23 protein-coding genes are annotated in these 24,924 nt (G+C 65.6%); 12 read left to right on the top strand and 11 right to left on the bottom strand.

All coding sequences use genetic code 11. From position 1 onward, the window contains the following. Positions 1-335: 335 nt before the first annotated feature. Complete coding sequence (locus tag E3O62_RS02760; protein WP_134397462.1) at positions 336-1,202, bottom strand: RDD family protein; 867 nt, start codon at positions 1,200-1,202, stop codon at positions 336-338. Positions 1,203-1,219: 17 nt separating this feature from the next. Between E3O62_RS02760 and E3O62_RS02755 the strand changes: the two genes are divergently transcribed. After that, positions 1,220-2,215 (top strand): stage II sporulation protein M, encoded by a 996-nt coding sequence (locus E3O62_RS02755; RefSeq protein WP_134397461.1) that lies wholly within the window; start codon positions 1,220-1,222, stop codon positions 2,213-2,215. 3 nt (positions 2,216-2,218) lie between these two features. On the opposite strand, the gene E3O62_RS02750 is transcribed toward E3O62_RS02755, so the two are convergent. Genes E3O62_RS02750 through E3O62_RS02730 form a run of 5 tightly spaced genes read right to left on the bottom strand, consistent with a single transcriptional unit; the run spans position 2,219 to position 7,594 of the window. Beyond that, positions 2,219-3,526, bottom strand: coding sequence for a DUF58 domain-containing protein (locus E3O62_RS02750; RefSeq protein WP_134396013.1), 1,308 nt, complete (start codon positions 3,524-3,526; stop codon positions 2,219-2,221). Next, positions 3,527-4,495 carry a MoxR family ATPase gene (locus E3O62_RS02745; RefSeq protein ID WP_134397460.1) on the bottom strand — a complete coding sequence of 323 codons (969 nt, stop codon included), beginning with the start codon at positions 4,493-4,495 and terminating at the stop codon, positions 3,527-3,529. It lies immediately after the preceding gene. Continuing rightward, positions 4,492-5,727 carry a DUF4350 domain-containing protein gene (locus E3O62_RS02740; RefSeq protein WP_134397459.1) on the bottom strand — a complete coding sequence of 412 codons (1,236 nt, stop codon included), beginning with the start codon at positions 5,725-5,727 and terminating at the stop codon, positions 4,492-4,494. The genes E3O62_RS02745 and E3O62_RS02740 overlap by 4 nt, the downstream gene beginning before the upstream one ends. Then, a complete protein-coding gene (locus E3O62_RS02735; RefSeq protein ID WP_134396010.1) occupies positions 5,724-6,404 on the bottom strand; it encodes a DUF4129 domain-containing protein in 681 nt (226 codons plus the stop codon). The genes E3O62_RS02740 and E3O62_RS02735 overlap by 4 nt, the downstream gene beginning before the upstream one ends. After that, complete coding sequence (locus tag E3O62_RS02730) at positions 6,401-7,594, bottom strand: hypothetical protein (RefSeq protein WP_134396009.1); 1,194 nt, start codon at positions 7,592-7,594, stop codon at positions 6,401-6,403. The genes E3O62_RS02735 and E3O62_RS02730 overlap by 4 nt, the downstream gene beginning before the upstream one ends. 131 nt (positions 7,595-7,725) lie before the next feature. Here E3O62_RS02730 and mtrA point away from each other — a divergent pair, with 131 nt between their 5' ends. The 6 genes from mtrA (at position 7,726) to secA (ending at position 16,211) form a co-directional block, all read left to right on the top strand. Beyond that, complete coding sequence (mtrA, locus tag E3O62_RS02725) at positions 7,726-8,406, top strand: MtrAB system response regulator MtrA (protein WP_134396008.1); 681 nt, start codon at positions 7,726-7,728, stop codon at positions 8,404-8,406. A gap of 7 nt (positions 8,407-8,413) precedes the next feature. Then, on the top strand, positions 8,414-10,054 hold the full coding sequence (gene mtrB, locus E3O62_RS02720) for an MtrAB system histidine kinase MtrB (RefSeq protein WP_241973273.1): 1,641 nt from the start codon (positions 8,414-8,416) through the stop codon (positions 10,052-10,054). Then, positions 10,047-11,729 (top strand): LpqB family beta-propeller domain-containing protein, encoded by a 1,683-nt coding sequence (locus tag E3O62_RS02715; RefSeq protein WP_166786398.1) that lies wholly within the window; start codon positions 10,047-10,049, stop codon positions 11,727-11,729. Before mtrB ends, E3O62_RS02715 begins: the two co-directional genes overlap by 8 nt. Before the next feature lie 86 nt (positions 11,730-11,815). Further along, complete coding sequence (locus tag E3O62_RS02710) at positions 11,816-12,496, top strand: ComF family protein (protein ID WP_134396006.1); 681 nt, start codon at positions 11,816-11,818, stop codon at positions 12,494-12,496. A gap of 99 nt (positions 12,497-12,595) precedes the next feature. After that, positions 12,596-13,300, top strand: a complete 705-nt coding sequence (hpf, locus tag E3O62_RS02705; protein WP_134397457.1) for a ribosome hibernation-promoting factor, HPF/YfiA family — start codon at positions 12,596-12,598, stop codon at positions 13,298-13,300. 100 nt (positions 13,301-13,400) lie between these two features. Then, positions 13,401-16,211: a preprotein translocase subunit SecA gene (gene secA, locus E3O62_RS02700; RefSeq protein ID WP_134397456.1), complete on the top strand. Its 2,811-nt coding sequence runs from the start codon at positions 13,401-13,403 to the stop codon at positions 16,209-16,211. 460 nt (positions 16,212-16,671) lie between these two features. On the opposite strand, the gene E3O62_RS02695 is transcribed toward secA, so the two are convergent. Next, positions 16,672-17,112 (bottom strand): Rv3235 family protein, encoded by a 441-nt coding sequence (locus tag E3O62_RS02695; protein ID WP_241973272.1) that lies wholly within the window; start codon positions 17,110-17,112, stop codon positions 16,672-16,674. A gap of 259 nt (positions 17,113-17,371) precedes the next feature. Here E3O62_RS02695 and E3O62_RS02690 point away from each other — a divergent pair, with 259 nt between their 5' ends. Next, on the top strand, positions 17,372-18,016 hold the full coding sequence (locus tag E3O62_RS02690; protein WP_134397455.1) for a hypothetical protein: 645 nt from the start codon (positions 17,372-17,374) through the stop codon (positions 18,014-18,016). A 272-nt stretch (positions 18,017-18,288) separates the two neighbouring features. Here E3O62_RS02690 and E3O62_RS02685 read toward each other — a convergent pair whose 3' ends face one another. After that, on the bottom strand, positions 18,289-18,621 hold the full coding sequence (locus E3O62_RS02685; protein ID WP_134396002.1) for a helix-turn-helix domain-containing protein: 333 nt from the start codon (positions 18,619-18,621) through the stop codon (positions 18,289-18,291). 211 nt (positions 18,622-18,832) lie between these two features. On the opposite strand from E3O62_RS02685, the gene E3O62_RS02680 reads away from it, so the two are divergent. From E3O62_RS02680 to E3O62_RS02665, 4 genes are all read left to right on the top strand, one after another. Next, positions 18,833-19,465, top strand: coding sequence for a hypothetical protein (locus E3O62_RS02680; RefSeq protein ID WP_134396001.1), 633 nt, complete (start codon positions 18,833-18,835; stop codon positions 19,463-19,465). A gap of 2 nt (positions 19,466-19,467) precedes the next feature. Continuing rightward, positions 19,468-20,307: a hypothetical protein gene (locus E3O62_RS02675; RefSeq protein WP_134397454.1), complete on the top strand. Its 840-nt coding sequence runs from the start codon at positions 19,468-19,470 to the stop codon at positions 20,305-20,307. Positions 20,308-20,359: 52 nt separating this feature from the next. Further along, positions 20,360-21,814 (top strand): recombinase family protein, encoded by a 1,455-nt coding sequence (locus E3O62_RS02670; protein WP_134397453.1) that lies wholly within the window; start codon positions 20,360-20,362, stop codon positions 21,812-21,814. Positions 21,815-21,905: 91 nt separating this feature from the next. Then, on the top strand, positions 21,906-22,196 hold the full coding sequence (locus tag E3O62_RS02665; RefSeq protein WP_166786397.1) for a hypothetical protein: 291 nt from the start codon (positions 21,906-21,908) through the stop codon (positions 22,194-22,196). A gap of 114 nt (positions 22,197-22,310) precedes the next feature. Here E3O62_RS02665 and E3O62_RS02660 read toward each other — a convergent pair whose 3' ends face one another. The 3 genes from E3O62_RS02660 to E3O62_RS02650 form a co-directional block, all read right to left on the bottom strand. After that, positions 22,311-22,805 carry a DUF3846 domain-containing protein gene (locus E3O62_RS02660; protein ID WP_134397451.1) on the bottom strand — a complete coding sequence of 165 codons (495 nt, stop codon included), beginning with the start codon at positions 22,803-22,805 and terminating at the stop codon, positions 22,311-22,313. Positions 22,806-23,501: 696 nt separating this feature from the next. Continuing rightward, positions 23,502-23,852, bottom strand: a complete 351-nt coding sequence (locus tag E3O62_RS02655) for an HNH endonuclease (RefSeq protein WP_166786396.1) — start codon at positions 23,850-23,852, stop codon at positions 23,502-23,504. Positions 23,853-24,011: 159 nt separating this feature from the next. Next, positions 24,012-24,821 (bottom strand): ArdC family protein, encoded by an 810-nt coding sequence (locus E3O62_RS02650; protein WP_134397449.1) that lies wholly within the window; start codon positions 24,819-24,821, stop codon positions 24,012-24,014. Positions 24,822-24,924: the final 103 nt, after the last annotated feature.

The raw sequence follows: 24,924 nt of genomic DNA, 5'->3' as shown, positions 1-24,924 counted from the left end.
ACCCTGTGGGAGAGTAGGACACCGCCGGACTCAACGTAGCAACACACACAATGGCCACCCTCACGGGTGGCCATTGTGCGTTAACCACCACCCCGCCCCACCCACCCGGCGGGGCACACCATCCGGTAGCGGTCGTGGCCAACTCAGGAAATCCAACCAGGCCGCGCCGGGCATCCGCACCCGCGCCGCACCGATCCGCGGCAGCCGGTCACGGCGGGCAACGGATCTCCTGAGTTAGCCACACACACACGGCCCGGCCAAGCCGCCCCGCCGGCGCATGCGCCACATTCTTCGTCGGATACGTCGCGGGAACGGCAGGGGAGAGGTCGGGCGGCCTACCGCTGGGGGAAACCGTGCGGGAGGCTATGCAGAATGGACTGCAGACGGTCGAGACGCTCCCGCTCAAGCTTCAGCGCCGTGGACTCCCGGCTGCGGCGCACCGCGGCGACCCCGGCCAGGAAGACCTCCGCCGAGACCTCCGCCGAGACCTCCGGCTTCGGCGACACGAACGGGGCGGCCTCGGTGGCCAGGCTGTCTGCGAGGCGCAGCCGCGTCGCCGGAGTCAGCTTGTCGGCCTGGCGGAGAAACTGCGCGATGCGGCGGGACAGGCGATCGGGGAGCCGCACAATGTCGACCGTTTGGGCCCAGGTCTCGAGCACGGGCGGCAGCGGAACGGTTCGATCAGTGAGGCGGGGAACCCGCTCGTGCTGGCTGTACGTGCCGGCCAGCAGGTCGCCCAGGCGTTTGGACTTGCTGTTCAGAAGCGCAGTGGTGGCGGCGATGCCACCGAACGTCAGGTAGATCTCGATGATGCCGAGCAGGGCGCGGATGAACGCGTGGCGCAGCTGGATCGCGCCGCCGTCGTCGCGAACGATGCGGGCGCCGATGGCGAGCTTGCCCAGGGACCGTCCGCCGCTGGCCGTTTCGACGGCCATCGGCACGATGAGCAGACAGACCACCAGGCCTGCGATCCCGAGCGCCCGTCCGAGTGCGTCGTCGACTGCCACGCCCGTGAGACCGGCCACAAGAAAGGCGACCCCCAGGAAGAGGAGGATGTAGGCAACATAGTCGATGATCGTTCCGGCGGCGCGCAGGATAATGCTGGCGGCCCTTACATCGAGGGCAACGGCCTCGCCGGTGACCAATTCCTGCTCGCTCCACGAATACTGGCCGTGATCGGCCACCTTGCCGGGCTGCTCCATGTCTACTATTAGAGCAGATGGACCTTGACGCATATTCAGCGGCGCACCGCGCCGAGTGGGACCGCCTGGCTGAGCTCGGTGCGCAGCGGCGGCTCTCTGGCGCGCAGGCAGACGAACTGATCGAGCGGTACCAGTCCGGCGCGACCCAGCTGTCGGCGATCAAATCGACCGCCGGTTCGACGCTGGAGGGTGACCGGCTCTCAGTGGCGCTGTCCCGGGCGAGGCTTCGTTTCACGGGGGCGAGCGCGAACGTTATTTCCCAGATCCCGAGCTTCTTCGTGCTGCAATTGCCGGCCGCGCTCTACCGCCTACGGTGGTTGACCCTTGCCGTGGCGGTGGTGACGATTGTGGTCGCGGGCCTTTACGGTTTCTGGATCTCCGGCAACCCTGAGGCCCTGGCGGCCGTCGGCTCCGACGCCGAGCTGCAGAAACTGGTCAACGAGGACTTCGTCAACTACTATTCGGAGAATCCCGCGGCATCCTTCACCGGCTTGGTCTGGACCAACAACGCGTGGATCGCCGCGCAGGCCATCGCCTTCGGGATCCTCGGCGTCTACGTTCCCTACATCGTGCTGCAGAACGCGCAGAATGTCGGCATCACGGCCGCAGTCATGTTCGCCTACGGCAAGGGCGACGTGTTCTTCCTGTACATTGCACCGCACGGCATGCTCGAACTGACCGCCATTTTCGTGGCCGCGGCAGGTGGACTGCGCATCTTCTGGGCCTGGATCGCCCCGGGGGCGCGCACGCGCGCGCAGGCCTTGGCCGAGGATGCCCGCGCCCTCTCGACGGTGGCCATCGGTCTGGTCTTCGTGCTTTTCGTCTCCGGGGTGATCGAGGGTTTCGTCACCCCGGCTCCGTGGCCGTGGACGGTGAAGATCGGGATCGGCGCGGCCGCCCTGCTCGCCTTCCTCGCCTACATGCTCGTGCTCGGCCGGCGTGCCGTGCGGGCGGGTGAGACCGGCGACCTGGCCGAATTCGAGGCCGGCAGCACCCGGATCTACGCGGCCTAGCGCCTAGAGCCGGCCGGCGGCCTTGAGTGCGATATAGCGGTCGGCCAGTGCGGGTGGCAGGTCGGCGGGGGAGCCGGTGACGACTTCGGCGCCCTGGCGTCGGATGGCGGCCGAGACCCGGGCCACGTCGAGCAGTGCCCGTTCGGCGGCCGCCGCCCGGTAGATCTCCTCCCGGTTGCCGCGCGGGCGCGTGGCCTCCAGGGTGGTTGGGTCGGTGACGGATGCGACGATCACGGTGTTTCTGCGGGTCAACTGGGGGAGCACCGACAGCAGGGCGCTCGAGGCTCCGGCCGCGTCGATCGATGTGATCAATACGACCAGGGCCCGGCGGCTCGTCACCGCGCGCACCTCCCCGGGAACGGCCGACCAGTCGGTCTCGATCAACTCCGGTTCGATCAGGGCCATGGTGTCGACCATGCGCGAAAGGAGCTCCGCTCCCTGCGCACCCTGCACGCGGCCGCGCACCCGACGGTCGTAGGCGATGAAGTCCACATGGTCGCCGGCCCCGGCCGCCAGCGCGGCGAGCAGCAGCGACGCCTCGAAAGCCGTGTCGAGGCGCGGCTCGTCGTCGATGCGGGCGGCCGAGGTGCGGCCGCTGTCGATCAGGATGACCACCCGGCGGTCTCGTTCCGGGCGCCAGGTGCGCACCATGACGTCGTTGTGCCGGGCCGTGGCTCGCCAGTCGATCGAGCGTACGTCGTCTCCGCGCACGTATTCGCGAATGGAGTCGAACTCGGTGCCCTGGCCGCGCACGAGCAGGCTGGTGCGCCCGTCGAGCTCCTTGAGTCGGGTCATGCGCGACGGCAGGTGCTTGCGCGCGTTGAAGGGCGGGAGCACCCGAATCTGGCCCGGTGCCCGGAGGGTGGCCTGACGGGCCCACAGCCCGAGCGGCCCGAACGAGCGCACCGTGACCTGGTCCACCCGGCGTTCGCCGCGCCGGGTGGGCGTCATTCGCAGCGACACCAGGCGTCGTTCGCCAGGAGGGAGTACCAGCGGCGTGCGGTTGTTGCCCGTCCCGGCCGACGGCTGCCAGGCATCCCGCACCACCATGGTCAGTCGCCGCCCCCCGGTGTTGGTCAGGTACAGGTCGCTCGTCACGCTTTCGCCCAGGCGCACTCGGGAGGGCAGGCTGCGGGTGAGCACGATCTTCCGCGGCGATCCGGCCTGGGCCAGGTCCAGGATGCCGAGACCCACCAGGGCGAGCACCCACAGTCCCAGCACGGCCGTCGCCATCCCCGGGGTGCTCCCGAGTAGCACGATCGGCACGACGCCGAGCGCGAGGAGGGCAACGAACCGACCGGTGAGCGTCACTTAGATCGGCACCTGCACCTGGGCGAGCACGGCACGCAGGATCGCGTCCACGGACACGCCCTCGAGTTCCGCCTCCGGCCGCAGCTGCACGCGGTGCCGCCAGACCGGCAGCACCATCGCCTGCACATGGTCGGGGGTGATCGAGTCATAGCCGCTCAACCAGGCCCACGCCTTGGCCGCGGCGAGCAGCGCGGTCGTGCCGCGCGGGCTGACGCCGAGCTTGACCGACGGGCTGCTCCTCGTTGCGCGGGCCAGGTCGACGATGTAGGCGAGGACGTCCGGACTGGCGCCCACGGCTGCCACGGCGGCCTGGGCCGTCTCCAGCTCCTCCGCGCCGAGAACCGCAGTGACGCCCGCACCGGCCAGATCGCGGGGGTTGAAGCCCTCGGCGTGGCGCCGCAGCACCTCGAATTCTGCGTCGCGCTCCGGCACGTCAAGCACGAGCTTGAGCAGGAACCGGTCGAGCTGGGCCTCGGGCAGCGTGTAGGTGCCCTCATATTCGATCGGGTTCATTGTCGCCGCGACGATGAACGGGTCCGGCAGGGGGAGGGACAGCCCGTCGACGCTGACCTGGCGTTCCTCCATCGCCTCAAGGAGAGCCGACTGGGTCTTCGGCGGGGTGCGGTTGATCTCGTCGGCCAGCAGGATGTTGGTGAAGACGGGGCCCTTGCGGAACTCGAAGTCGCCCACCCGAGCGTCGTAGACGAGTGAGCCGGTCACGTCGCCCGGCATCAGGTCCGGCGTGAACTGCACCCGTTTCGTCTCCAGGCTGAGCGAGTGGCTCAGGGACCGCACCAGGAGAGTCTTGGCGACGCCCGGCACGCCCTCGAGCAGCACATGGCCGCGGGCGAGCAGCGCGATGATCAGCCCGGTTACCGCGCCGTCCTGTCCGACGACGGCCTTGCCGACCTCGGTGCGGACCTGGGCGAGGGAGCCTCGCAGGGTATCGACAGGGGTATGAGTGCTCATGAGTCCATTCTTCCGGGTGGCAGGGGCGTGGTCGCGCGGGCCGTCGCCCGCTCAATTTCCTGGATGCGGTCGGAGAGGGCGACGAGATCGGAGTCGGATGCCGGGACGGCGTCCACCAGCACGGTCCGAACGTCGGCCGGCGGCCGGTCGACCACGGTGGCGACCATGGCGATCACATCGTCGAGGCTCGCCAGCCGGGACAACCCGACCTGGCCGGCAAGGCGCTGCACGGCGCCGACCCGCAGCGCGTCGAGGGCGCGCAGGCGGGCGTTGCTGCGTGCGTAGAGCCGGGCCCGGCCTTCCATCGTCTCGCTGGCCCGCACGGTGACCGGCAGGTTCTCGGCGACGAGAGGCCCGAAGCGCCGCCCACGCCAGACGGCCGCGGCCACGGTGACCAGCACCAGCAGGATCAGGGTCGGGGTGACCCAACCGGGCGTCAGTTCGCCGAGCGACAGCGTTCCGGTTCCCGGCACATCGGCGATCGTCGGCAGGTACCAGACGAGCGCGTCGCCCGCGCCCAGCAGGTTGAGTGCGAGAGCGGCATTGCCGGCCTGGCCGATCTGCTCGTTGCTGAACAGGGTGCCGTCGGCGAGCAGGGTGAGTGTCCGGTCGGCGGTGGCCTGTTCGACCAGGGCGAAGGCGTTCTCTCCCGAGGTGAAACATCCGCTCAGCTCGGTGGCGTCGGCCGGGATCGTGAGTGTGGAACCGCCGGGGGAGAGCTTGTCGGCCTTGACGGCGGCCGCGACCGTGCAGGCGGCACGGGACACCGTGGTCTGGGACACGCCGCCGAAGCCCACCGAGGGGGTCAGCGTCTGCAACGCCAGGAAATCGGGGGAGGCCACCACCGTGCGCGGAGCCAGGGCGGACATCGCGCTCAGCTGGTCGTCGGTGAGGTAGCCGCTCTCGTCGAAGAAGAACACAGTGGGGTCGGCGGCGGCGCCGGCCAGGCTCCGCGCCTCCGCGAGGGTGTCGGCCGCGGTGACGTCGACACCCTGCCGGCGGAGTACCTCGACGAGCGCCCGCGCGCCGGCTGGGGCCGCGCTGTCGGCCTCGAGGGGCTTACCGCCCACGCCGCCGCCCGCCGCGAGGACAGTGCTGACGACGGCGACGATCAGTGCGCCGACGCCGGCGAGCAGCCAGTACCGCGCCCGGCGCCCGGCTTCGCGCAGGGTCGGTGTGGAGGAGACGGCGTTCTCGGCCGACGGTGAGGCCGTTTGTATGAGAAGACTCATGGCTGCTTCGTCGGGGCTGGGTCCTCGAGCTGTGGCGGCCGGGCGGTCCGCAGGTCGCTCTCGAGCGCCGCCAGGGCCAGGAAGCGCTGCTCGGTGCCGTCGATCCCTAGGTAGCGCACCCCGTCGAAGAGCTCGGCCGCCTCGCTCAGTCGCACCCGTTCGCCGGGGAGGGCCTCGGCGGCCCGCGCCGCGAAGGAGTGCGCGGTGGTGCCCGGCGTCACGATCAGGATGGTGCGCTCGGACAGTCCGCGCGCCAGCGCCCGGAACATCTCCGCACTCGCCAGGTTCCAGTCCCGGTGGGAGGCAGCGGCCAGCGCGGCACGACGCAGGTCGGCGGCGCCGCGACGGTCGTCGACGCCGAAGAGGACGGACGCGAGCCGACTGCGCCGGTTGAGCCGGGGCAGGCCGAAAATGAGGAGGGCGGCGACGACCAGGACCACCACGGCCACGGTCAGGAGCAGGGGCACCCACGCGGCGAAACCGTCGGCCGACGGCGCGGTGAGGGAGGCGAACCAGTCCAGAATCGATGTCGACAACCGGTCGAACCAGGTGGGCTTGGCGGCCTCGTACGGAGCCTTGGCCAGCTCTTCCCGCAGCCACTTCCGCGCTTCGGGCGCGCCGGGATCGACCGGTATCGCCGCCCGGATCACCGTGTGGATGTGCGACCCTGCGATCATGCCCAGGCAGCCTCCGAGGCGTGTGCCGGCTTCGAGCGGTAGGGGTCTACACCGGCGCCGGCGGCCGATTCGACGAATCGGGCCAGCTCGAGGTCGAGGCCTTCCTTGCGCATCCGCAGATCGATGTAGATCAGGGCGGTCGCGGCCGACTGCACCACGGCTGCTACGGCGCCGAGCACCAGGCCGATGAGGATGGTAAGAACGTACAGGATGACCGACGGGAGGTACGCATCGAAGGCGGCGTTCGGGTCGACCACGGAGATGGCGGCACCGAACAGGAGCGACAGCGGTGTCGTCACAATCTGGGAGACGACGTTCACGACCGTCGCGACCAGGAACTGCACGCCGAACGTGCGCCAGAAGTATCCGCGGGTCAGCGACCAGGACCGCCCCACCGCCGCCCGGATGCCGAGCCTTTCCAACACGATAACGCTCGGCACGAGCGAGGTCTTCGTGAACAGCCAGATGCCGAGCGCGAGCAGGGCGACCGTGCCGAGGATGCCGGTGACCACCGCCAGACCCACGCCCGCTCCGCCGAGGGAGACGAAGAACACCACCAGTCCGGCCACGAGGGCGATGGCCGCGATCAGGGCCGAACTCAGCATCAGGGTCCAGAGCACCAGCGGCCAGAGGCGCGGCAGCACGGCGCGCCACAGGGCGCCCAACCGCAGCTTCTCGCCGAGCGTGGCGCGGGCCACCTCGATCACGATGACGCCCTGCAACAGAGCGGATGCGACCACCGCCAGAGCCAGCGGCACGATGGCCGAGAGCACAATGCTGAGGGTCGCGCCGGCCTCGAGCGCGTCGCGGTCCTCCAGCGGAGAGTTCTCTACCCGTGCGAGCGCGAAGTAGGAGACCAGACCCACGATGACGACGGCGATCAGGGCGACGCCCGCCTGAACGAGCAGGGCGCTGCCGAAGGTCGCCTTCGGGTTGCGGCGCAGAACCTGGAACGGCGCCCACAGCAGGGTTCCGAAACTCAGCGGGCGCAGGGGGATCAGCCCCGGTCTGGGTGGGGGCGTCCAGGTCGGTGGGGGACCCCAGACCGGCGGCGTTTCCGCACCGGGAGCACCGGTCGGTTTTGCCGGGGGCACAAAACCGGAGGGCGCGAGGGACGGTTTTTGCTCGTCGCCGACCGGGATGCTGCGCCCGTCATCGGTCGGGGAGTGCCAGTTCTGCGGGTCGGTCACGAAACCTATGCTGGCATACCTCGGTGTGGAATGAGCGCGTTGAGCTTTCCTGCGGCGCCGTCGACTACTCTTGAGCCAGTGATTGCATGACTCACCGGGGTATTTTGGGTGACTGAGCGGAAAACGGTTTGATGAACTCACGCATTCTTGTCGTAGACGACGACACCGCGCTGGCCGAGATGATCGGCATAGTGCTGCACGCCGAGGGCTTCGAGCCGGTCTTCTGCGCCGACGGCTCCCTGGCCCTGGAAGTCTTTCGCGCCGTCAAGCCCGATCTGGTTCTGCTGGACCTGATGTTGCCCGGTCTCGACGGCATCGAGGTCTGCAGCCAGATCCGCGCCGAATCCGGCACGCCCATCATCATGCTCACCGCGCGAACCGACACGACGGATGTCGTGAAGGGCCTCGAGTCCGGCGCTGATGATTACATGGTCAAGCCGTTCAACCCGAAGGAACTGGTCGCCCGGATCCGCACGCGCCTGCGCCCGATTTCATCGGAGATCCCCGCCAACCTGCAGATCGGGGACCTGGTCGTCGATGCTGCCGGGCACGAGGTGCGGCGCGGTTCGCGGCAGATCAACCTCACCCCGCTCGAATTCGACCTGCTGCTGGCACTTGCGTCCAAGCCCCAGCAGGTCTTTACCCGGGAAATGCTCCTGGAGCAGGTCTGGGGCTACCACTACAAGGCGGACACCCGCCTCGTCAACGTGCACGTGCAGCGTTTGCGCGCCAAGGTCGAAGACGACCCGGACAACCCTCGCATCGTCATGACGGTACGCGGGGTCGGCTATCGGGCCGGCGCGGCCGGCTAGGTTCCTCGTGTTCGGTGGCACCGGGTACGACCGCAGCGTTTGGCGGGACTGGCGGGACTGGCCGGCCAGGATCGGCGCACTGTGGCGTTCCTCGCTGCAGTTCCGCACGGTGACCATCACGGTGGCGCTGTCCGGCATGGCCATCATGGTGGTCGGGGTCTACATCTCCGCGAGTGTGGGCAACGACCTGTTTCAATCAAGACTGAACCAGGTGCTCGTCGACTCGAACCGGGCCACGACCGCCGCGCAGGGCATCTTCGACGCCTCCGACGCCGCGGATCGGGTGGAGGTGCAGACCCTGGTGGGCTCCGGCCGCACCCTGATTACCGCGGCATCCTCATCCCAGATGATCGCCATCTTCCGATCTCCCGGGCAGGACGCCTCCACCGTGGCGCCGCAGGACTCCTCGTCATTCGGTGATTCGACCGGCGTGATCACGCCCGCTCTCCGCCTCCAGGTGCAGGAGAAAGCCGAGGAGCAGTTTTGGCAGTCGGTGACGCTTGCGACGGATGACGGCGCGCAGGTTCCCGGCATCGTCGTCGGTTCCCAGCTCACCGTGCCGGTCGCCGGCCGGTACGAGCTGTACATCGGGTATAGCCTGGCCGACGCCGAGGCAACCCTGGCTTTCGTGCAGCGAACCCTCGGCATCGCCGGCCTGGTGCTGATCCTGCTGATCGGCGGGGTGACCTGGATCGTAGTGCGCTTCGTGGTCACCCCGATCCGCGTGGCCGCGGCCACCAGCGCGCGGCTGGCCTCCGGTGACCTCGGCGTGCGCATCCCGGAAAAAGGTGAAGACGTCATCGCGACGCTGGCCCGCTCCTTCAACGGCATGGCGGACAGCCTGCAGAGCCAGATCAAGGAACTCGCCGACCTGTCCGAGGTGCAGCAGCGCTTCGTGTCGGACGTCTCGCACGAGCTGCGCACCCCGCTGACGACGATCCGGCTGGCCGGCGACGTTCTCTATGACCACCGTGCCACGTTCCCGCCGGCGGTCGAACGCACGGCCGAGCTCCTGCACACGCAGGTCGAGCGATTCGAGCTGCTGCTGAGCGACCTGCTCGAGATCAGCAAATACGACGCCGGGTCGGTGCAGCTGGAGACCGAGCCCACGAACCTGGTGCACCTGGCCGAGGACGCCATCGAAGGGCTGCGCTCGCTCGGCGACTCCAAGGGCACGGTGCTGACCCTGGTGGCACCGGGCGGGCACCTCGACGCGGACGTCGACCCCCGCCGCATCCGCCGCATCATGCACAACCTGATCGGCAACGCCATCGAGCACGGAGAGGGCAAGCCGATCATCGTGTCCGTCGACAGCAACGAGAGCGCGGTGGCCCTGTCGGTGCGCGACTACGGCATGGGTATGAGCCAGGCCGAGATGGCCCACGTTTTCGACCGGTTCTGGCGGGCCGACCCGTCGCGCAAGCGAACCATCGGCGGCACCGGCCTCGGCCTGTCGATCTCCCTCGAAGACGCCGTCGTGCACGGCGGCTGGCTGCAGGTCTGGTCGCACCCGGGGGAGGGGTCGTGCTTCCGGCTGACCCTGCCGCGCAGCGCGAACGGAACGCTGTCGAGCTCGCCGAGCCCGCTGCCCCCGGCCGATGCGGGCGGTGGCACGGCCGCCGGAGAAAAGGGAGGGCACTATGCGTAGTCGAACCCGGATGTTCGCCGGCCTGATCGCGCTCGCGGTGGCCCTGACCGGATGCGCGGGAATCCCGCGAGACGGAGGCGTGCGCGCGGGGCAGACCGTGCAGCCCGGCGCCACCCCGGCACCCGTGTTCCTGCCCTCGCGACCGCAGAAGGACGTCACCCCCGAGGCTATCCTGCGCGGCTTCATCGACGCGGCGACGAGCCCCGACAATGACTACGCGATAGCGCGGGAGTTCCTGGCTCCGAACTACAGCAGCTCCTGGGAGCCCGACTCCGGGGTGACCATCGACGACGCCACCGGGCGCAGCATCGTCTCCGTCGGCGAGGGTCAGATGCAGTTCTCGGTGAATCCGGTCGCCGAGGTGGATGAGCGCGGCGAGTACCGCGAGGTCGAGTCGCCCACCGCGGTGGCGTTGCGCTACCAGTTCGTGCAGGTCGGCGGCCAGTGGCGCATCGGCGCGGCCCCGAACGGCACGGTCGTCGATCGGAACATCTTTCAAGATGTCTTCACCGCCCAGGCGCTCTACTTCTTCGACCCGGGCTTCAGCTACCTGGTGCCTGATCTGCGCTGGTACCCGCGCAGTGGGGCCACCCTGACGAAGATCGTCAACGGACTGCTCGACGGCCCGAGCCCCTGGTTCGCCGGAGCCGTCGTGACGGCGTTCCCCGACGGCACCAAGCTCACCGCCGATGCCGTGCAGGTCATCGCCAGGGACGCCAAGGTCGACCTCAACAGCGAAGCGCTGAACGCCGACCGGGTCACTCTGCAGCGAATGATGGCCCAGCTGTCCAACAGCCTCCCGCCCGGGCTGTCCGCCACCATCACCGTCAACCGCAACCTGCAGGACATCGCCGAGTTGAGCGCGAACGCCCCGACCGTGAATTCCCGCGTCGACGCCCGGGCGCTGATCCTGCGCGAGGGCGAATTCGGATTCCTGGCGGCAAGCGGTTCCTCGATCAGCCCGATCGCCGGATTGTCCGACTCGATCGTCGCCCTGGACCCGACCTCCGTCACCCTCTCGCCCGGTCAGACCGCGGCCGCCGTGCTGACGGGAACGGGAGTGTACGGCGTCAGGGTCGGTGACGACCCGGTGCAGCTCGATCCCCGCCAGGGGCTGATCGCGCCGGCCATCGACAATTACGGCTTCGTCTGGTCGGTGCCCGCCGCGCGCCCCGGTGAACTGTTCGTGTACGGCCCGAACGGCGAAGCGACCGCTGTCCCTACACCGTGGCCGGAAGCCTCGGCGATCCAGTCGTTGCGCGTGTCGCGGGACGGCACTCGGCTGATCGCCCTGCTCCAGTCGGGCAAGGACAGCCGATTCGTCGTCAGCGCCATCACCCGGGACAAGCGCACCCCGGTCGTGCTGGGCGACGCGGTGCTTCTGGCCGCGCCGGGAGGAACGGCCGTGGACGCGGCCTGGATCGACGAACTTACCGTGGCCTGCCTGACCCGCCTGCCCAGCGGTGAGGAACGGATCGTGGCCCTGCAGTTGGGTGGACTCACCACGCGCCTCGAGTCCGCGCCGGACAGCGTCACCATGGTCGGCAGCAACAACCTGCGTGACCTGCGTGCGCTCTCGTCCACGGGCGGACTCCTGGTGCAGCGCGGTGCCGGCTGGCAGGAACGACTCGGCGGTGTCGCCCTCTTGGCCACCCAGCAGGGCATCGGCGGGTAGCCCCTCCACCGCTCGTGCGGAAGCCGGTTCTGCACCGGTTCGAGCCCCGCGCCCGAGCCGGCCGGGCCTGGCCCCACGATGGCGGGATGCGCCCTCCAGCCGGCCTCTCCCGGGCTGCCCTCGACGCGTGGGCAGTTCTGATGCCCACCGAGTGCAGCGGCTGCGGCATGCCCGACCGGGCCCTGTGCGGGGTCTGCCGGGCAGCCCTGGCACCGCGGGCGCACAGCTCCGAACGATCGGGTGTCCTGGTGTGGTCCGCGTTGGACTACTCCGGCGTGGCCAGGCGGGTCCTGGGAGCGTTCAAGGACGGTGGCCGAACGGATGCCGCCGGCGCGCTGGCCGGTCCGCTCCGGGCCGCCGTGGCTGCGGCGCTGGCCCCCGTACCGGAGGGTGCCGGGGTGCACCTCGTGACCGTTCCCTCGTCACAGCAGGCGTGGCGCATCCGTGGCTATCACCCGGTGGAGCTGCTGCTCGGTCACTCGGGGCTCCGGCCGACTCGGTTGCTCCGAACCGTGGGCGAGACGCAGGACCAGGTCGGACTGGGCAGCGCAGAGCGAGGGCGGAATCGCACGGGTTCGCTGGTCGCGAACCGGTCGTTGTCCGGCCTCCGTGTCCTGGTCGTCGACGACATCCTGACCACTGGGGCAACCGTGCTCGAGGTGCGACGTGCCCTGCTCGCTGCGGGCGGCGAGGTCGTCGGCGTGGCCACTCTGGCGGAAACACGCCGTCGTTTCCCCGTTGCCGAAAGTTCATCGGAAACAGATTGACAAAAGGCTGTGACTTATCCGGCGCGCACGGCTACGGTGGTCGTGAAGGCGCGTAATAATCGCCCAGATATGGGCGGTTCGCCAGATCTGGAGGTCGTCATGGAAACTAACATCGTTGGACGAAACCTAGGGATCACTGATCGTTTCCGGGAGTATGCCACCGAGAAGGCCGAGAAGGTCGCCGGTCTTGCCGAGAAGGCGCTGGCTCTCGAGATCAAGCTGAGTCGCCACCGGGAGAAGAACGGTGCCACGGGCAACGACCGGGTCGAACTGACCCTGATCGGCAAGGGGCCGATCGTGCGAGCCGAAGCCGACGGCTCCGACAAGTACGCGGCGTTCGACGTCGCCCTGGGGCGGTTGCTCGAACGGGTGCGCCGCGCCAAGGACCGCCAGAAGCTGCACCGTGGCGGGGCCCACCGTCCCATCTCGTTGCACGACGCGGCATCCGTCGATTTCAGCGTGGTCGACATCAAGCCGGCCGACGCCGAGGTGCTCGAGCGGGTGCGCACCGGAGCAATCCCCGTCGTGAGCGCGGAGACTCCGGCGACCGAAGAACCGGACGACGTCTACAACCCCGTCGTCATCCGCCGCAAGGTTTTCGCGGCCGCACCGATGACCGTCGACGACGCCCTCTACTTCATGGAACTCGTCGGCCACGACTTCTACCTGTTCCAGGATGCCGTGACCAAGCGTCCGAGCGTCGTCTACCGTCGCAAGGGCTGGGACTACGGCGTGATCGAACTGGACGAGAACGCCGATGAGGCCGGGGAGGTCGTGCCGCCCTCCCGGGAGCGCAGCAACTGACCGTCTAGCCTTGTTATAGTTGCCGCATGCCGGACGCTGTGAGCGTGCGGCAACGACGACAGGCGTGTGCACACGCCGTGACGACTAGTGGAGTGCATTCGTGGCCTCAATTCTGGAAAAAGTACTTCGTGTTGGTGAAGGGCGTCTGCTGCGCCGTCTCGAGCAGTATGCGAAGGCCACCAACGCGTTGGAAGATGACTTCAGCCACCTCACCGATGAGGAGCTGAAGAACGAGACCGTGGTGCTGCGTGAGCGCTATTCGGGTGGTGAGTCGCTGGACGACTTGCTGCCCGAGGCGTTCGCCGCCGTGCGTGAAGCCTCGACCCGCACCCTGGGACTGCGCCACTTCGATGTGCAGCTGATGGGCGGGGCGGCCCTGCACCTCGGCAACATTTCCGAGATGAAGACCGGTGAGGGCAAGACCCTCGTGGCCACGACGGCGGCCTACCTGAACGCCATCACCAGCCGCGGCGTGCATATCATCACGGTCAACGACTATCTCGCCAGCTACCAGAGCGAGCTGATGGGTCGCGTGTTCCGTGCCCTCGGCATGACCACCGGCTGCATCCTGTCCGGCCAGACGCCGGCCCAGCGCCACGAGCAGTACCTGGCCGACATCACCTACGGCACGAACAACGAGTTCGGGTTCGACTACCTGCGCGACAACATGGCCTGGCAGGCCGCCGACATGGTGCAGCGCGGGCACTACTTCGCCATCGTCGATGAGGTCGACTCGATCCTGATCGACGAGGCGCGCACGCCGCTGATCATCTCCGGTCCGGCCTCCGGCGAGGCCAACCGCTGGTTCACCGAGTTCGCGAGCCTGTCGACCAGGCTCATCCCCGACGTCGACTTCGAGGTCGACGAGAAGAAGCGCACCGTGGGCGTGCTGGAACCCGGCATCGAAAAGGTCGAGGATTACCTCGGCATCGACAACCTCTACGAGTCTGCGAACACCCCGCTGATCTCATTCCTGAACAATGCGATCAAGGCCAACGCCCTGTTCAAGAAAGACAAGGACTACGTCGTGATGAACGGCGAGGTGCTGATCGTCGATGAGCACACCGGGCGCATCCTGATGGGCCGTCGCTACAACGAGGGTATCCACCAGGCGATCGAGGCCAAGGAGGGCGTCGCGGTCAAGGCGGAGAACCAGACCCTGGCGACGGTCACCCTGCAGAACTACTTCCGGCTCTACTCGAAGCTGTCCGGCATGACCGGTACCGCGGAGACCGAGGCGGCCGAGTTCATGAGCACGTACAAGCTCGGCGTGGTGTCCATCCCCACGAACAAGCCGATGAAGCGCATCGACCAGTCCGACCTGATCTACAAGAACGAAGAGGCTAAGTTCGGCCAGGTCGTCGAGGACATCGTCGCCCGGCACGAGAAGGGGCAGCCGGTCCTGGTCGGCACGACGAGCGTCGAGAAGAGCGAATACCTGTCGCGCCTGCTCGCCAAGAAGGGCGTGCGGCACGAGGTGCTCAATGCCAAGAACCACGCCCGGGAGGCCGCGATCGTCGCGCAGGCCGGACGTCTGGGCTCGGTGACCGTCGCCACCAACATGGCCGGTCGAGGCACAGACGTCATGCTCGGCGGCAACGCCGAGTTCCTCGCCGTCGCCCAGATGAACGCGAGAGGCCTGAGTCCGGTCGAAACCCCCGAAGACTACGAGACCGCCTGGGACGACGTGTTCGACGCCGTCAAGGCCGAGGTCGCCGTGGAAGCCGCGAAGGTCGTCGACGCCGGCGGCCTCTACGTGCTGGGCACCGAACGGCACGAGTCGCGCCGCATCGACAACCAGCTGCGCGGTCGCAGCGGACGCCAGGGTGACCCGGGCGAGAGTCGCTTCTACCTGTCGCTGACCGACGACCTGATGCGCCTCTTCAACGCCGGCGCCGCCGAGAGCCTGATGGGCCGCCAGGGGATTCCCGACGACATGGCGATCGAATCCAAGGTCGTCAGCCGAGCCATCCGGAGCGCGCAGGCGCAGGTCGAGGGCCGCAACGCCGAGATCCGCAAGAACGTGCTCAAGTATGACGACGTTCTGAACCGTCAGCGCGAGGCGATCTACGGCGACCGTCGGCACATCCTGGAGGGCGACGACCTCCACGAGCGCACGCAGCGCTTCCTGGAAGACGTCGTCGACGAGGTGCTCGAGGTGCACACAGGCGAAGGCAACGGCGACGACTGGGACTTCGATGCCCTGTGGACCGAGCTTAAGACGTTGTACCCGGTGGGGCTGACCATTGACGAGGTCGTCGCCGAGGCCGGCAACCGCGGCAAGATCAACCGAGACTTCATGCGCCGTGAGATTCTCTCGGATGCCAAGGTCGCTTACCTGCACCGAGAAGAGTCGTTGGGTTCACTGGCGATGCGTGAACTCGAGCGCCGCGTCGTCTTGTCGGTCATCGACCGCCGCTGGCGCGAGCACCTGTACGAGATGGACTATCTGAAGGACGGCATCGGCCTGCGCGCCATGGCCCAGCGCGACCCCCTGGTGGAGTACCAGCGCGAGGGCTTCGTCATGTTCCAGCAGATGATGGGCCAGATCCGCGAGGAGACCGTCGGTTTCCTGTTCAACCTCGAGGTCGAGGTCAGCCAGGCCCCCGGCGCCGTCGCCGGTCCCGTCGTCGCCGCCAAGGGGCTCGCCCCTGCCGCGTCCGCGGTGGAGAAGCTCAGCTACACCGCCCCGAGCGATTCGGGCGGAGTCGAGGTACGCAACCAGCGTGGACAGATCCAACAGGCCGCTACCGACCGTGCCCGCCGGGCGAGCGCCGCGGCTCCCGACGATGAGGCGGAGACGGACGTGGCGGCCGGACCGCCCCAGCGCGGCACGTTCGGCCAGCGCGGCGACGACTCGAAGCCCGCTCCGGTCAATCGCTCCGAACGGCGCGCTCAGGGCAAGAAGTAGCCCGGTCAGGTCCGTAAGCCCTCATCGAACGGTGGAGGGGCCCCCGGAGGCCAGAGCCGCCCGCACCGCGTGGACGCCGTTCATCACGGCGGGGCTCCGCGTGCGAGAAACGAATTCGACGGAGATTCTCCGATAAGACTGCCTTTTCGGGGTTTATCGGGTCGATTCCGGCGAAATCTCGGCTCCCCTGCTCTATCCGTCGAATTCGTTCGGGCTGCGCGGCGGAGGGCGACGGGGGTCTGAACTGCTGGAGCGCTGCCGCGCATCCGGCGGGTCTTGTGGCCAGCGTGGGAGAATCGATCCGCCGGGCCGGACCTCCGCGCTGGTCCCGCGCTGGTCCGCAGCGGTCACACACGTTCGAGTCGCGTCGCGGTTCACTGCGCGCCTACCTCGGCAGCGGGAGCACTCCCTCGGAGCGCGCCCCCGGGGCGAGGGCTCATTTCTCCCGCAGAGCCGGCTGTCACAACACGTTGATGGCGCTGGCCCGCCAGCGTTGGTCCATTCCTTCCAGGCGAAGGGCCACGGCGCGAACGCGAATCTTACTGTGCACCATCACGACGGCCTCGATCACGCCGTCTCGCGGCTCGGAAATCGTGACCCGCCCGATCGTGAACGCGGGCCGCTGGGCCCTCTGCCCCTTGACGGCGCGCGCCCGTGCCGAAAGCACCACCCGTTTCAGCAGGTGCCGGTAAACGTCGTCGCTGACCCACCGGGCGAGCTGGTCAAGCTCTCGGGCGCCGGCAAGCACCTCGATCACGCAGCGGGTGAGGTTGACCAGCAGTGGCTCCGGGTCTGGCAGCTGGTCCCTGCTGCTCGGTTGGTGGCCGAAGAAGTCGTCCTGGACGAACTTGTTGTCCCTTGACCGGGGATGGCGTGCCGGGGTGTTGGCTGGATCGCTCATGACTCCTCCGAGGTGCGTGAGTCCGCTGCCGGCGGCACACCTGCCGTGGCAATCGGGTGGTTCAAGGGGTTCGGGTGGATCCGGCGTGCGATGGAGCAGACAATCGGTGGAGCAGGTGTTGGCGAGGGTCAGGCACCCCCACGCGGGGGGTACGGGCCGTGCTCGACACTCAATCAGCCGGGAACGGTGGTGTCGAGTGCTTTTAAGTCCTGTGGATAACCCGGGCAGGATGTCGGTCGCGCGGGCTAACTTCGGGACTGTGCGCTGGGACAACCTGTTCGACGACCTCGAGGGGCAGCTCGAACACGAGTTGCACGCCGAGGAGATCGACCTGCGCGCCGAAGAAGAACGGCTGCGCCTGGGTCGGCTGTCCCTGCGTAACCGATTGACCAGCCTCGCGCGCACTCCCGAAGTCGCCGCAGATCCCCGGAGAGGATCAGAGCCCTGGACCGGGTCGGTCCCCGGTGCAGGTGTGCTGCGGATCGTTCTCGCGACGGGGGAGACGATCGCCGTGCGGCCGACCACATTCGGGCGGGACTGGCTGGCGGGTGACCTGCTGGACTCCGTCTCCGCCGGTTCCCAGTGCGTGCTCCCGCTGGCCGCCGTGGCCGGGGTCGTCCTGCGCCGGGGGGAGATCCCCGGATCGCTCGGCACCGAGCCCGAATCCGCAGCCCGGGTCGTGGACCGCATCGGCCTGGCGTTCGTGTTGCGAGACCTCTGCCGACGGCGCTCCAACGTGGAGGTGCACACCCGTGCCGGTGTGCTCCCCGGCACTATCGACAGGGTGGGCCGGGACCACATCGACCTGGCCCTGCACGCGCCGGGCACCCTGCGCCGCGAAGCGGAGGTGCACCAGTACCGCATCGTGCCGGTGGCCGAGATCCAGCTCGTTCGGCTGCCCTAACCCTCTGCCCTAAACCTCTGCGCCAACCGTCCGCGCTGAGCCGCCGAGTCTTTCGCGTTCGCGGCCCGCAGCAACTCGTCCGAACGAATTCGACGGAGATTTCAGTCTAAACACTCCGTTTGGGCTCGAGGACGGTTGTTTGACCAAGAATCTCCGTGGAATCGGATCAACGCCGGGGACAGCGGTCCGCCTGGATGAACAGTCCCGGACAGTCAGCCCTGACCCTCCGGGAGCGACACAACCACACGACGATATTTATCAATCTCGCCGGGTCAGTCGTCGGGACGGATGATCGTGCCGCCGGACAGCTCGGGGATGTTCCCGAAGTCGGACTGCTGCCACAGCGACATGCGCCGCGCCTCCTCGTACTTGGCCTCGATGAAAGACTCGAGCACGACCCGTTCGACCCGCCACACGCCCGCGCTGCCGAACCCGATCGTGCCCGCGCCGCCCGCCGGGGTGCTCTGGGTGCCGAGCCGGATGGCCGGCAGCTCACCGGTGCGCACCAGCTCCAGTACCTCGGCCACCGTCAGCAAAAGGATCTCAGCGGTGTCGGCCAGGGTGAGGAACCGGCCCACACTGGGGGCAGCCTCGGAATCGTTCATGGATCGATTATCCGTCGGCGGGCGGGCCCTAATCGGGGCGGAGTGAGGCTGTGGATAACTTTCCCGCGTGGGGGCGAAGACGACCACGATGGAGGTCGAGGCGGATTCCCGGGTCAAACGGAGTTTCGAGTCGAAACTATTGAGTCGGCTCCATCGATCCAGCTCCATCGAGTCAGCACCAATTGAGTCAGTATTGGGGAGGCAGGCGCCCGTGAACACGACCGCCAGGAACGCACGACCGAGATTCTGGTTCGACCCGCGATTCGCGATCGGGCTGGTGCTCGTGGTCGCCGCCGTCGGAGGCGTCTATCTGATCGTCTCCGCCGCCGACCGGACCACGGCGGTGTTCACCGCGCGCTCGGCGCTCGCCGTGGGGGACCGAGTGGAGGCATCCGACCTCGTGGCCACGCAGGTGCGGCTTGGTGTAACGGGAGACCTGTACGTGACCCCCGACGGGCTGCCGGATGACGGGCTGGTCGTCACCCGCACGATCGCCGCCGGGGAACTCGTGCCGGCGTCCGCGGTCGGGAGCACCGCCGGCACCGAGGTCACGAGCGTGGTCGTTGAGCTGACCAGCGCCCTGGCCTCGAACATCGGTCCCGGCTCCGTGGTCGACGTCTGGTCCGCCCGCAAAACGGACCCGAACACGTTCGGGCCGCCGACGGTGCTCGTCGACCAGGCCGCGGTCGTGCGTCTGGTCGAGCCCACGGGGCTCGTGGCGGGCGGCGGCATCCGAACACTTGAGATCCTGGTGCCGAAGGGAGCCGTCGCGGCGGTGCTGGAGTCCATCGCGAACCGTGATGCCATCGCGGTCGTGCCCGTCAACGCACCGCTGGAGAAGTAAACGTGGCCACCATCGCACTGGCACTCGACCGGAACACCGAAGACCGTCTGCTGATCGACATCATCGAGCAGGGCCATGTGATTGTGGCTCGTTCGACGACTGCTGGCGAAGTGATCCTCGCCCTGCGGCAGCGCGCGCCCGAGGTGGTGATCGTCGGAGCCGGCCGCAGCACGCTCACGGCCGAGCTGATCACCGCCTGCGACGCCCATGGCGCCCGGGTGATCGCGCTCGCCGCCAACGACCAGGACCGACGCAATGCGGCCGTGCTCGGCCTCTTCGACGTGGTCGACGCCGCCGCCGACTGGGCCGAGACTGAAGCGCTGATCGGCGCCGGGGTCGCCATTCCGCTGCGTGTCGGTGATCCGGCGGGCTTGCCCGGCACAAAACGGCAGGGCACGGTCATCGCCGTCTGGGGGCCGGCCGGCGCCCCGGGGCGCACCACCCTGGCGATCAACATCGCGGCGGAAATCGCCGCTGCCGGGCATACCGTCGCCCTGGCGGACATCGACACCTACAGCGGTTCGGTGGCACCGTGCCTGGGGATGCTCGACGAGGCGCCGGGCTTCGCCGCCGCGTGCCGCCTGGCCGGCTCGGACAGCTTCACCCGGTCCGAGTTCGAGCGCATCGCGCAGCGCTACAACTCACCGCAGGGAGCCTTCTGGGTGCTCACCGGCATCGGGCGGCCATCCCGCTGGCCCGAGCTCTCCACCGAGCGGGTGACGCGCACCATCAACGCGCTCCGCATCTGGGTCGACTACGTCGTGCTCGACACCGGTTTCAGTCTTGAGAGCGACGAGGAGATCTCCAGTGACCTGTACATGCTTCCATACGTCGGTACTTGACAGGGCGTCGGGGAGGCCTCATAGTCAGCGCTGAAAGTGAGATATACCCCTGATGAATCCGAGAATTGGTGCATACAACCGAATCAGTTTAGATGTCCAGGGAGAGGCCCTAGGCGTCGCCAGGCAGCAGCAGGACAACGCTGAGCAGGCATCTCGCCGCAGCTGGCAGATTGTCGAGAGCTACACAGATAACAACCTCAGTGCCTACAAGAGAGCGGTGGTCCGTCCCGCCTTTGAGAAGCTTCTGGCCGACCTTGAATCAGGCTACTTAGATGGCTTCGTTGCCTACGACATAGACCGACTCTGGCGCCAACCCTCAGACCTCGAACGAGTCATCCGCATTTACGAGGACAAGCCGTCGCTGGTATTCGCCACAGTCCAAGGCGACATAGACCTCTCCACCTCACAGGGACGCACTATGGCCCGCATCATGGTCGCTCTAGCTAACAAGTCCAGTGCCGACAGTTCCCGCCGAGTAAGCCGAAAGATAAAGCAACAGGCCGAGTCAGGTGAACCGCACTGGTCCAGGCGTCCCTATGGCTACACGCTTGATAAGACACTCGACCCGATTGAAGCACCCGTTGTCAGGCAGATGGGGGAGTGGTTCGTTCAAGGCTTCAGCTACCGAGAGATTGCATGGCGCTTGAATGAGCAGGGTATTCGCACCCGTGCCGGCTCGCTTTGGGACGTTGGGACTATTCGCCAGTTCATGAAGGCTGAGCGATTCGCTGCTATCCGTCTGCACGAGGGAAAGATGTACGACGGCAACTGGCCAGCCATCTTCACGAAAGAAGAGTGGGCTGAGATTCAGCTAGTAATCGACCTGCGCAAGCTCGAATACAACGGTCGCCCTCAATCGAAGAAATACATGCTGACTGGAATCCTCAAGTGCAGCTGTGGTGGCTACCTGCGAGGTATGACCAAGCGAGATGCGCCAGGCCGACCAATGAGGCGCACGTATCAGTGTCCCACTAGTAGTGAGACAGAACGCCGGATGGACACTTGTGGCGGCATGTGTGTTGATGCTGGATCACTTGAGCACTTCATTAGAGAGTCGGTCCTAAGTCGGATTGAGACACCTGAACTGTCAGATGTAGTTGGCACTTCTTCAGTAGACAGAGAGCGTATTGCTGAACTACGGCAGGAATCTGTGGAGATAAAGAACCGCCGTGATGTTCTGCTCGATGACTACACGGACGGCACGTTGAACAAGGACGAACTAAAGCGCACTCAGGAACGTCTAAGCGCTCGTAAGGCACTTATTGACACTGAGTTGGACAAGTTGCAACGTGCTCAATTCAACGTCTCCCTGAACGAAGGAGAGACGGCACGCGAAGCATGGATGGATAGACCTGATGGCTGGCGTCGCGCACTTGTAGACCTGCTCATCAACGAAATCACGATTAGCAAGAGTTCCCGAAAGCCTTTCTACGATGTCGATGGAAAGCGCACCCGGTTCGATAAAGACCGCGTTCAGATTGAATGGAAAACCGATATTGACAAATAATTCTCTTTGCCCATAATCATGCGCAGAGTGACGGCATCCCGTTGTCGCTAGAAACAGATCGGAAGTGATCGCAATGGCCAGAGTAAGCAAGATGGTAAGCGACATAACTGGCGTTGAAGCGGACGAAGATGCATTCGTTACGCTGATCGTCAGGTCGCACAAGGCCGTCGATGAGGCAAAGTCTCTCGACGTTCTTCCGGCAGAGATTGCAGGTTTGAAAGAAGCCTCCGACCTCGTCACCCTGGAAATCAGGGACAACGGCAACACCCGCCAGGTTGTCACCACACTTGCGGAATTTCGCAAGCTCATCGCCGATGAGGTCGTGGTGAAAGCGCAAGGAATCCGTGGAAGGAGAATCGGGTACAGCCCAGCCAAGGACTAGTCCGGACAATCCATCTACCTATCGCCCCCTGACTCACCTGAGGTACTTATACCTCGGTGAGCAGGGGGCTCTTCATTAGAAATAGCCCGCCGGTTAGGGCGGGCTATTCCACGTTCAGGCTGGAACTACTCTGGCGCGCTCAACGGCTGCCCAACGGTCGAACTTGACCAGTGCGGCGTTGACTGCTTCCCAGTAGTCGATGTAGGTCATAGCGTTGCCGTTGAATGCATCGCTATCGTCTACTGTCTGGTACTCAGCCTTGTAGGACTTCGTGTCGAGCAGCAGGGCGATCAGTTCGCTGGGTGCATCCTGCGTTTCACCCTCATCATCCGGCAGACCGATCAGGCAGACATCGCCGCCAATTGAATCACGGTGTCTCATCTGCGGGCTCGCAAGCCACCACATGAGCGTGGCACGTCGGTTCAGCTGTAGACCGATTAACTTGCTTTCCTCGTTGGCGAAGAACGATGCGTTCATTGCGTCCAGGTCGATTGCTTCGATGTTGCCACCGACAACGTGCTGGTAGTCCGCAAGAGAGTTGAAGTTCATTTCAAATACTGGTGCATCTTCGTCTGCGGGAATGACTATGCCTTTTGGCAAGTAACTCACCTCCTAAATCGTGGAATGATTCCGCTCACCGATTGATGAACAGATTCCAGTCCGCGATTACAAAGCAGTTGAGCGCACGAGCCAGGAGGGGACGCCATGTTCCCAGTAACTCGCACGCCCATCACCGCAATCGGCATCGCCCAGAACACACCATCCGAGTAAGGGCGATGTCTAGTCCAATTGCAGTGATGGAGAACTACTAAACCGGGAAGCGCGGAGGGGAGTCGAACCCACTCGTTTTGGAGGTTTACAGGTCGGGAGGTGACCTCGTGTGTCGCTTAGTGCACACCCTCATCGGCTTCTTCAGGATTACCTAGCATTCAATACCGCTCTGCCACACGCTCGCCGGGTTAGTAGTTCTTCAAATTGTTCAGGTGCTGGGTCCGGCCGTACCGCCACAAGAGGTACTGTTCTACGTCTATGACGCTTACCGGTTCTTGATCAACCAACTGGCAGGGCGGGAAGCCAATAGTCCAGTTAGTAGTTGCCCTAGCTGCTTGCTAACTTTAAGTGTTGGTTTGGGCTCGCTGGACAACCGTGAAATGTACGCGACGTGTCGTCGTTGCAGTGAATTCCGATCAGTTGAATCCTCGACGCTTATTATGTGATTTTCATCCATCAATTGCAATGCGATTTTCTGTCCAAAAGTGCGCGACTTATCGATGACGATCTTCACTGGATCAGTTGGGATTTCAATCATCGTGTGGCCACCTTCTCGTATTCAAAATTTAGTTGTGCGAATTCACCATGGAGCACTAGTGCCCATTGATCGTGCATCCACGCGGCTTCTTCTGCCGATGTGAAAGTTCCGATGTAGTAGCCGATGCTGTTTACTCGGATATACGCTCGCCACGGACGTGTCTTCAATCGCGAATCAAAGTTGATGCCGATGTACTTCCACTTCGCGGATGGTGCCTTGCTTTTATTCCAGTTGTTTTGCTGCGTCGTTACAACTCGCAGATTCGATCTTCGATTGTCAGTCTTGACGTTGTTTTCATGATCGACGTATTCACCTGGTCTGAGCGCCCTTTTGAGAACTCGCGCCATTATGATCCGATGCATAATTCGCTGACCTGAGCCACCTCGTGCTGCGTACCCGCTGCGGTCCAGGTGCCAACTGTACTCACGCATATCGAGGTCTAGTGGATCAACTTTAACCCAGCTCTCGTTTGAGAGTCTTATTGCGTCCTCAGGTCCACTCATGTTCTATTGCTCTCCTTTTTCTACTAATCGCCCTGCCTTTAATATCAAATCTGTAGCCGTAAACACCTGGCGTATCACCTTGTCATCTGGCTTATCGCCGCGTAACCACCCTTGGATGTACGAACGGCTCTCCGGTGCGTCCATCTGGTCCAGAGCATTCAGCTCGTTCATTGCCAGGTACGCGGTCCCCTCAGCCTGAAATTCCATGACTCCACGGTGAGATTGGTACTCTTCCAAGCCTTCAGGTGTCGTGTGCTTGAGGACGCAGTGACCTAGTTCGTGGATCAATGTCTTAAACGGATACGCTGCGACCGGGTTGATGGCTACTTCACTGCCGCGTGACATTCCCTGGACGTTGCCGTTCATCGACTCAAACGCCACCTGTTGAATCCCTAGGGTGCCCATTGCGCGCTCTCTAGACCACTCAGGGGGCTCGTAGGGCGGTAGTTCGTCACCGTCTGTGTCAGCCAGCTCAAACACGCTGTTGACCCACTTGAAGCCTTTGACCTGGTTCTCGAGAACGCCGTCCTTGTTCGCCTCTTTGTAGATCAGCGGAACTTGGACAGCCATCGCCTTTGAACCCTTGCGGACTTGTCGTCCTAGTTCGGTCCACTTCTTGTACGGTGCTACTGGGCCTGTGGCGCCCTGCATAAACAGAGCGACTTGATTGCCCAGCGAGTACTGCCGAAAACGGCTATACGTTGCCCCAAGGGCACCAGGTAGTGTCAGCGCTGTATCTAGTAGCTCAGCCCACTCAAGTTCTTTCGGGTTGATCTTCTCGCGTGGCCGGCTGTTCTGGATGAGTTCACTCATACACCAGCCTTCTTGCGAGCAGTGTGGTTGTCTGCCAATTGAATGAGGCAGTCAATGTGATAGTGGGTCTTCTGCTTGCGCGGTTCGCGGTTGAATACCCATT

It is taken from the genome of Cryobacterium sp. TMT2-15-1 (assembly GCF_004402345.1).
Taxonomy (GTDB): Bacteria; Actinomycetota; Actinomycetes; order Actinomycetales; family Microbacteriaceae; genus Cryobacterium; species Cryobacterium sandaracinum.
The sequence above is the reverse complement of the archived record's forward strand: the minus strand, read 5'-3'. Positions and strand labels throughout refer to the sequence as shown.